Origin of the sequence: Paucidesulfovibrio longus DSM 6739 (assembly GCF_000420485.1) — a bacterium.
Classification (GTDB): Bacteria; Desulfobacterota; Desulfovibrionia; order Desulfovibrionales; family Desulfovibrionaceae; genus Paucidesulfovibrio; species Paucidesulfovibrio longus.
The window spans coordinates 1-4,402 of the sequence record NZ_ATVA01000009.1; the positions used below are offsets into that span (position 1 = coordinate 1).

Here is a 4,402-nt window from a genome sequence, read left to right on the forward strand (position 1 = left end):
AGTACCCCAAAGAAGGATCCCGAGCAGAACGACGAGAGTGAATGAATCCACGCGGGGCGGAATTCCGCCCCGTTTTATCATTGACCGAAGCGGGCACGGCCATGACCACCTGGGCCGTCGCCAACCCGGAGAAGGTTCAGGCGGCAATGGATTTCGTGTCGAATTTCATTCCGGGGGATGTGCCGGTGCAGAGCAAAGCAGGATTAAGAGGAACAATTGTTAGAGAGATCTGGGACCGAATCCATGAGTAAAGCAATGCTGGATATCATGCTCGGTATTGCTCTCATGGTTATGGGGTGGGAGCTCCTGTTCACGGATCATGTTGTAGCAGTATACCGTGTCCCTGTAATGCCTATTGCCGGATTTGTGCTGATCCCTGTCGGACTGTTCTTTTCTGCTGAAGGAATAATGGCGCTCTGGCGAATATGGAAACAGAAGCATAAAAAGGACAATGATGGCAGACCGACTGCCTAAATATTGAGACCAACAGGGCGGTTTTCCGCTCCGTTTTGCCATTGAACGAAGCGGGCACGGCCATGGCCTCCTGGGCCGCCGCCAATCCGGAGAAGGCCCAGGCGGCCGCAGAATTCCTCGACCTCGCTGTCGGCTACAATGTTCCTGGACCGCCGCCGCTTAGCAGAGGCGGATATGCTGGTGGCTAATTGATGCCACTGGAAAGCTATATGAGAAAATGAAAAACGAGTAGTCAAATGTATTGCAATATTGTTTTTGGAATAATTGTAATCATCGGTGGTCAAGCGATCGCAACCACCGGCATGTTTGGCCAAGTACACTCCTTTCCGGCCTTTCGGTGGGCTGGCTGGCTTGTCTCTCTTTCGGGCGTGGTATTCCTGGCCTACGGCATTTATGGGCTATTGAGTCGAAATCGAAAGGATCACAACTCAAAGGATGATCCCGACCATAACGATAAGAGCGAATGAATCCCTGCGGGGCGGTTATCCGGCCCGTTTTGGATCCCGCGCCCGCAGGCAAGCTGAAACAGGCTGAGCAACAATCCAACGCCAAGAACCCGCTGGAACGCATATATAACGGAGCGGGCCAAGCGCTGGACAAAGGCATGGAAGCGGCTGGCCAGGCCACGGGCAAAGCCTGGGATGCGATCCGAAGCAAGGAAGTCCGCGATGGTGTGGAATTCGGGGCGCGGGCGGCTTGGGAGGTCACGAAGGATGTGGGCAGAATCGTAGGTGAAGATACTATAGTGGCTCTCGGATCATCGTTTGGAAAAATTCCATATGACATTTCAATCGCTGCAGACAAGCTTGCAAAAATACGTTCATCTGCTCTCAACTTTGATCACGAATACAAAAACACTGCGGAACGTGTTGCTAAAAGGATTCAGCAGCAGAAGCAAATTGTCTATGGAACCCAAAGGAAGCAGCCCAATGAAAAGTAGCAGTACATACTATATGATTTGCGCATGCATCCTCTTCGGTGCGTTCCTCTTGGATACCTGGTTTACTATCACTAAGAACAACAAAGATTTTCATGATATTATCAACTCTCTAGGTTTCTTTAAAGAACGACCCTGGATGCGCACTCTTATTAAACTGCCTGTTGTTCTTTGGTTCACAGCAACAGGACTTGGCATCAATGGTTCTTCACCTGCTGGGAAATATGACGTGATCTGTCTCGGCTATCTTGCACTTGTCAGTTGGTCGATATGGAAATTCTCCCGCTCTACCAACAACTCCGGCAAGCCGCAGGATACATGATCCGCGCATGCACGAGGGGCTGAAGACCTTCGGCGAATACGGACTCAAGGTGGCGGCGGTCACGGCCCTGGGCCGCACGCCCGCCAGCGTTTACGGCAAAGCGGGCGCGGCCATGACCTCCTGGGCCGCCGCCAACCCGGAGAAGGCCCAGGCGGCAATGGATTTCGTGGAAGGAACGACCATGAAAACGACACCTCCCCAGACCATCAGTGGTGGACTGGGTTACTTTGCGGGAGAACGGATCGATGCGCTGGACAAATGACCGTACCATCCGCACCTATGCCGCCCTTGCCCTCTTCACGGGATACGGAGGCGCTAAAGTACTCATAAGCGGACATGTCCGCTTCATGCCAGTGCCCCAGTGGGTAGGTATCCTTCTTTCAGTTCTGGCGGCAGGATACATTGTACTCATCGTGCGACGCATCTGGAGCCTCTCCCCAACCAATCCGAATGACGGATCAGAGAAGAAATGATCCGCCAGTATACGCAAGCATCCTGTTTTCCCCGGCTCGCCGCCAACCCGGAGAAGGTTCAGGCGGCAATGGATTTCGTACAGGGGTGGAAAGTTCCCGGCCCGCCGCCCATGACCCTGCCTGGAGCCGCCGGATTCTTTTATGGCAAATGGGAGGACTCAAGACATGAATAATTCGCCAGCAGCTCTGGTCATAGCAGGCATCATGGGGATGGGAGCCGGCTATTTAATCACAGAAGACCCAACCATCATACGCGGTGGCGATGAGTACCCTGTTTTTGTTTGGGCAGGATGGGTACTTGCAGCCTATAGCCTCCTTTTGTTCGGATTCGGCGCGGTTCGCCTCTTGCGGATTTGGAAACCAAAAGAATCAAAGCAGAACGTAGAATGACTCCTTTGCGTTGATCAAAATGATCTCCGGGGCGGGATGCCGCCCCCACAGCCCTCCGCGCCTATGGACACGTAGGCCAACGACCCTGCATGCAGGAAGGGCTGAAGACCTTCGGCGAATACGGACTCAAGGTGGCGGCGGTCACGGCCCTGGGCCTCACGCCCGCCAGCGTTTACGGCGAAGCGGGCACGGCCATGGCCTCCTGGGCCGCCGCCAACCCGGAGAAGGTTCAGGCCGCGCAGGATTTCGTGTCGAATTTCATTCCGGGGGATGTGCCGGTGCAGAGCAAGGCAGGTGTGGCTGGCGCAATAGCGGCAAAAGGGTTGGAACTGTACCATGAGTAATACTGATCGTTTTTGGTCCATAATTAGTGGCGCGCTTCTCATATACGTCGGCCAGGATGTCGCTCACACAGGCGTTTTTAGCTATGGAATTGCAGGAGACCATTTTGAGATACATCCATGGGTCGGCTGGTTTCTGGCTATGCTCGGCGTGTTTTGGCTGGCCGAAGGCCTCTATTCGTTCCTGGGCGGCAAAAAAGACATGAAAGCCACTGCGAACGACAAGGGGGACATCGATACACCCACCGCCGCCCCTGGGCCAGGATCCAAACCAGACGGGGAAGCCGAATCGGCTAAAACCCATAAGGAGGACCAACCCGGCTCGCGGGATGCTTGAGCGCATCCTTGCCGGGGCGGCTTCGGTCGCCCCGGCAGCATGCTCTCCGACCCGACCTACTGGCTGACAGGAAGGATCCGCACCCCATGCCCGTCGGCAAGCTGCACCGGGATGAGCCCCCGAAGGAGCAGCCCGGGACCTTGAGCCGGATCGCGGAAGCGTCCTCCCGCATCGCCCACGGCGTTGGTCAGGCCGTGGACAAGGGCATGGACGGAGCTATCGAATCCACGGGCAAAGCCTGGGATGCGATCCGAAGCAAGGAAGTCCGCGATGGAGTGGGATTCAGGGCGCGGGCGGCCTGGGAGGTCCCGAAGGATGTGGGGAAGATCGTGAGTGAGGATGCGGCCATGGCAAGCTTAGGCGTTGGATTGCCTTCCGGCGCATCTATAGCCGTAGATAAGATTTATAAGCTTGATTCGGCAAATAATGGTCTTCGCTCTGGCTATGAGCAGCAGGCGAAAGATCTTGCACGGAGAATCGCTCAGCAAAAGCGAAACGTGTATTCGCCTACGGAGAAATAAGATGCTTTTAGCTCATCCATTCAGAAGCACAGCAGCTGTCATCCTTGTTTGTGCGTTTCTCGTGGACAGCTGGTACACTATTCGCCGTTCGCAGAGGGGATATACGGACATCATCAGCTTTCATGGATTTCTCAGAACTGCGCCCTGGCTGAGGACCGCAATCAAACTTCCCTTTGTCCTGCTGTTTCTGCAGGAAACATTAAATCTTGGCGGTGACGACTTTTTGGGAAGAGCCCCCATTGTTTCGATTACCTACGGTGTCACAGTGGGATACGGCGTGTATCGTTTTCGACGTGCCGTTTCAACTTCAGACAAGAATAACACCGCGGACTGACCCGCGCATGCAGGAAGGGCTGAAAACCTTCGGCGAATACGGACTCAAGGTGGCGGCGGTCACGGCCCTGGGCCGCACGCCCGCCAGCGTTTACGGCAAAGCGGGCGCGGCCATGACCACCTGGGCCGCCGCCAACCCGAAGAAGGTTCAGGCGGCCGCAGAATTCCTCGATCTCGCAGTCGGCTACAATGTGCCTGGACCGCCGCCGGTCAGCAAAGCCGGATATACTGGCTTCGGAATTCATGCCGCAAAAGATATCTACGAGAAGATACG

The 4,402-nt window shown here is 55.2% G+C and carries 12 protein-coding genes; 11 read left to right on the forward strand and 1 reads right to left on the reverse strand.

Features of this window, described 5'->3' with window-relative positions; translation table 11 throughout:
- Window positions 1-41: 41 nt before the first annotated feature.
- A complete protein-coding gene (locus G452_RS0101660; RefSeq protein WP_022660523.1) occupies window positions 42-251 on the forward strand; it encodes a hypothetical protein in 210 nt (69 codons plus the stop codon).
- Window positions 244-474, forward strand: a complete 231-nt coding sequence (locus tag G452_RS0101665; protein WP_155887491.1) for a hypothetical protein — start codon at window positions 244-246, stop codon at window positions 472-474. The genes G452_RS0101660 and G452_RS0101665 overlap by 8 nt, the downstream gene beginning before the upstream one ends.
- Here G452_RS0101665 and G452_RS21315 read toward each other — a convergent pair.
- Window positions 471-788: a hypothetical protein gene (locus G452_RS21315; protein ID WP_155887493.1), complete on the reverse strand. Its 318-nt coding sequence runs from the start codon at window positions 786-788 to the stop codon at window positions 471-473. The two genes, G452_RS0101665 and G452_RS21315, sit on opposite strands and share 4 nt — an antisense overlap.
- Before the next feature lie 149 nt (window positions 789-937).
- Between G452_RS21315 and G452_RS0101670 the strand changes: the two genes are divergently transcribed.
- The 9 genes from G452_RS0101670 to G452_RS17625 all read left to right on the forward strand — a co-directional run.
- On the forward strand, window positions 938-1,414 hold the full coding sequence (locus tag G452_RS0101670; protein WP_022660525.1) for a hypothetical protein: 477 nt from the start codon (window positions 938-940) through the stop codon (window positions 1,412-1,414).
- Window positions 1,404-1,733 (forward strand): hypothetical protein, encoded by a 330-nt coding sequence (locus G452_RS21320; protein ID WP_155887495.1) that lies wholly within the window; start codon window positions 1,404-1,406, stop codon window positions 1,731-1,733. The genes G452_RS0101670 and G452_RS21320 overlap by 11 nt, the downstream gene beginning before the upstream one ends.
- Before the next feature lie 7 nt (window positions 1,734-1,740).
- On the forward strand, window positions 1,741-1,995 hold the full coding sequence (locus tag G452_RS0101675) for a hypothetical protein (protein WP_022660526.1): 255 nt from the start codon (window positions 1,741-1,743) through the stop codon (window positions 1,993-1,995).
- 376 nt (window positions 1,996-2,371) lie between these two features.
- Window positions 2,372-2,596 (forward strand): hypothetical protein, encoded by a 225-nt coding sequence (locus G452_RS21325; protein ID WP_155887497.1) that lies wholly within the window; start codon window positions 2,372-2,374, stop codon window positions 2,594-2,596.
- 89 nt (window positions 2,597-2,685) lie between these two features.
- A complete protein-coding gene (locus tag G452_RS0101680) occupies window positions 2,686-2,940 on the forward strand; it encodes a hypothetical protein (protein ID WP_022660527.1) in 255 nt (84 codons plus the stop codon).
- Window positions 2,933-3,274: a DUF2892 domain-containing protein gene (locus G452_RS0101685; RefSeq protein WP_022660528.1), complete on the forward strand. Its 342-nt coding sequence runs from the start codon at window positions 2,933-2,935 to the stop codon at window positions 3,272-3,274. Before G452_RS0101680 ends, G452_RS0101685 begins: the two co-directional genes overlap by 8 nt.
- Before the next feature lie 86 nt (window positions 3,275-3,360).
- Window positions 3,361-3,795, forward strand: a complete 435-nt coding sequence (locus tag G452_RS0101690; RefSeq protein WP_022660529.1) for a hypothetical protein — start codon at window positions 3,361-3,363, stop codon at window positions 3,793-3,795.
- A 1-nt stretch (window position 3,796) separates the two neighbouring features.
- Complete coding sequence (locus G452_RS17620; RefSeq protein ID WP_040368045.1) at window positions 3,797-4,129, forward strand: hypothetical protein; 333 nt, start codon at window positions 3,797-3,799, stop codon at window positions 4,127-4,129.
- Window positions 4,130-4,136: 7 nt separating this feature from the next.
- Window positions 4,137-4,402 (forward strand): hypothetical protein (locus tag G452_RS17625; protein ID WP_040368047.1); only part of this gene is annotated, 266 nt, incomplete at its 3' end.

Excerpts from the sequence above, each read along its gene's own strand:
- G452_RS0101660 (WP_022660523.1), top strand. The coding sequence starts at position 42 with ATGAATCCACGCGGGGCGGAATTCCGCCCCGTTTTATCATTGACCGAA.
- G452_RS0101665 (WP_155887491.1), top strand. The coding sequence starts at position 244 with ATGAGTAAAGCAATGCTGGATATCATGCTCGGTATTGCTCTCATGGTT.
- G452_RS0101670 (WP_022660525.1), top strand. The coding sequence starts at position 938 with ATGAATCCCTGCGGGGCGGTTATCCGGCCCGTTTTGGATCCCGCGCCC.
- G452_RS21320 (WP_155887495.1), top strand. The coding sequence starts at position 1,404 with ATGAAAAGTAGCAGTACATACTATATGATTTGCGCATGCATCCTCTTC.
- G452_RS0101675 (WP_022660526.1), top strand. The coding sequence starts at position 1,741 with ATGCACGAGGGGCTGAAGACCTTCGGCGAATACGGACTCAAGGTGGCG.
- G452_RS21325 (WP_155887497.1), top strand. The coding sequence starts at position 2,372 with ATGAATAATTCGCCAGCAGCTCTGGTCATAGCAGGCATCATGGGGATG.
- G452_RS0101680 (WP_022660527.1), top strand. The coding sequence starts at position 2,686 with ATGCAGGAAGGGCTGAAGACCTTCGGCGAATACGGACTCAAGGTGGCG.
- G452_RS0101685 (WP_022660528.1), top strand. The coding sequence starts at position 2,933 with ATGAGTAATACTGATCGTTTTTGGTCCATAATTAGTGGCGCGCTTCTC.
- G452_RS0101690 (WP_022660529.1), top strand. The coding sequence starts at position 3,361 with ATGCCCGTCGGCAAGCTGCACCGGGATGAGCCCCCGAAGGAGCAGCCC.
- G452_RS17620 (WP_040368045.1), top strand. The coding sequence starts at position 3,797 with ATGCTTTTAGCTCATCCATTCAGAAGCACAGCAGCTGTCATCCTTGTT.